The following is a 2,237-nucleotide window of genomic DNA, read 5'->3' as shown; positions in this document are numbered from 1 at the left end:
TCGGGCGCGCCCGAAGCGGCTTTACATCCGTGCAACAAGTGTTCGGGCGCGCCCGAAGCCATTTTACATCCGTGCAACAGGTGTTCGGGCGCGCCCGAACACGTTTTACATCCGTGCAGCAACTTTTCTTCAGCCCGATATTGCATTTTGCAGTGCTGAATAGCCATTTTGGAACTATTCGAAAGGCATGGCTACATAAGCATAGTATTTATTTTGATAATCACCTCGGACAGATAGGAGAGAACTACTAAAATAGAACTCATATATCACGTTACTCTCTTTAGGTACGGAACTTGATGTCCAGTATGATCCCATCGTACCAATACCATTTATATATCCCCAATTTAAATAGTCGCCTGCTGCTGACAAAAAGAAATAATCATCCACATTTGTGGGCGTGCCTGTCTTTGGTGCTATTGGTTGAGGCATTTCTCCGTGTACATAGGTCTCTCTGAAATCGGTATACACACCATTTTTATTGGGATAGCCATCGCGCATATATGCTTCGGTGATGTGTTCATCTCTTAATATTGCAGCTTTCTTTTTCAGCCATATACCTGCTGGGCGATACAAGTGACCGCCCCAGTTGCAAATGCCACCTTGCCCTTCGTCAACCCAATGGGCGTCGCCTTTGTAGGCATACCACATCATTTCGTTCACATTGGGCAACTTTTTAAAGACCTCTGTTTGTGCATCATAGCGACCACTTGGGTTATAGTTTGGATTAGCCTGAGGACTACTGTTCATTCCATCTTCTCCTAAGTAAACTCCGTCAAAGTATGATGAATACCATATAATGTATCCAGGTATTGGTCCCTGGGCATCCCAAAGGTAATATGTAGGCCATTGCATCGCCAAATTTGACGTGATGTCGTAGATTTCACCTGGCTTGCAAACAATGCTTCCAATATCCTTTTTAAAGGTGTAGTCGAGATTAGATTTTGAATCGTGAATGGTGTAGCTAATCTTGATATCATGGGTGCCAGGCAACACCACAAAATAGCAGGCATTAATCTCGGGACTATAAGGACGACCACCATCCTTGCGGAGAGGAAAATCGCTAACTGTTCCCCAGACTACAGGGTTGGCATAGTCATAGATACCTGGAGTGTCATTCACATAATGGATGGTACCATCCTCGTGCATTTCCATGATATCGCTTGTAAGATAGGTCGTACCTGCATCTATAAGTATTTTTGTCAGCTTGACATCATCTGAATTGAAATTATTGGTGCGTGGTTGCAGGCAAAGGTAGCTGACACAGTGCTCAAGGGTGAAATCAAATTTTCGGCCATCCTTGGTTTTTGCTTTTCCCACACCGCAGTCACCTCTTTCTCCCGCTTTGCTAAAGTCGTTGGGCGTGGTTTGGTCTTGAATGTAATCAACATGGGTCAATGGATAAGTAGCTGTAGCACCCGTAGGCCAATTCGTTTGGACATAATACTGATTATAGTCAGCATTGGCATAAACCACGGCGCAGTTGTCGTTATAATCGCTTGCATCGCCAGGCAAAACGAATACCGCGCGACGTCCGTTGTCATAAACATCTGTGGAGATGCTTTGTTTCCACTGGCCATTCTTATTTTTTACCCAAATTTTATCGTTATCGCTCCAGTAGACATCTGCACCACCACCAGCGGTATGCTTGATATATGTGCGCGTTTGCGGATGTGTTGTGCCGTCTTCGCTCACGGCAACACGTGTAGGCGCATCCATTTTAGCTTTCTCGGTGGAAAACCGCACGCCTTTCACTTCTTCCTTGGCTTGCTTGTCTTTGTTGCCATCGCCCATGATATCGTCTGCGCAAGCTGCCAGCAGGCCTGCGGCGAGGCAGAGCAGGGCGGCGTTGAAATATGTTTTGAGTTTCATTGTGGTTCTCCTCCTTATTATTCGTTATCTTCGTTCGTTACTGTGGGCGCAGTTTGGTCTTCGTCGTCCCATTCGCCCCACTCCATGTTGTTGCGCTTGGCATCGCCATAGGTTCCGCCTTGGCCAATGTGTTTGTGCTGACCGCTCACGGCCTGCAACAAATGCTCCATCGGCATGCTTACAATCTTGCTTTCGGGCTTCGCGTATGCCCGTTTCTTTGTCTGCTTCATCTCGTTAAAACTATTTTTATTAAACGTTATTGAATCCTTGTTTTGCACACACAACCCATTCATTTATGCACGCAAAAAGGGCATGCATGAAGTTATGAAAAAACTTCGTGCACACCCTTTGTGTGTAAGCGTTTATGT

2 protein-coding genes are annotated in these 2,237 nt (G+C 45.7%); both read right to left on the bottom strand.

Going from position 1 to position 2,237, the window contains the following annotated elements; translation table 11 throughout:
* Positions 1-174: 174 nt before the first annotated feature.
* On the bottom strand, positions 175-1,869 hold the full coding sequence (locus tag X919_RS0104155) for a hypothetical protein (RefSeq protein ID WP_028899142.1): 1,695 nt from the start codon (positions 1,867-1,869) through the stop codon (positions 175-177).
* Positions 1,870-1,886: 17 nt separating this feature from the next.
* The gene (locus tag X919_RS0104150; protein WP_036916944.1) at positions 1,887-2,099 is read right to left on the bottom strand and encodes a hypothetical protein; all 213 of its coding nucleotides are present in this window, start codon (positions 2,097-2,099) and stop codon (positions 1,887-1,889) included.
* Between the last annotated feature and the right edge of the window lie 138 nt (positions 2,100-2,237).

This window comes from Prevotella sp. HJM029 (genome assembly GCF_000599605.1).
Taxonomy (GTDB): domain Bacteria; phylum Bacteroidota; class Bacteroidia; order Bacteroidales; family Bacteroidaceae; genus Prevotella.
Note: the sequence above shows the minus strand (reverse complement) of the source record. Positions and strands in the feature narration are given on the sequence as shown.

Bases quoted from the DNA above. Each gene is read 5' to 3' on its own strand.
- X919_RS0104155 (WP_028899142.1), bottom strand. From the start codon at position 1,869: ATGAAACTCAAAACATATTTCAACGCCGCCCTGCTCTGCCTCGCCGCA.
- X919_RS0104150 (WP_036916944.1), bottom strand. From the start codon at position 2,099: ATGAAGCAGACAAAGAAACGGGCATACGCGAAGCCCGAAAGCAAGATT.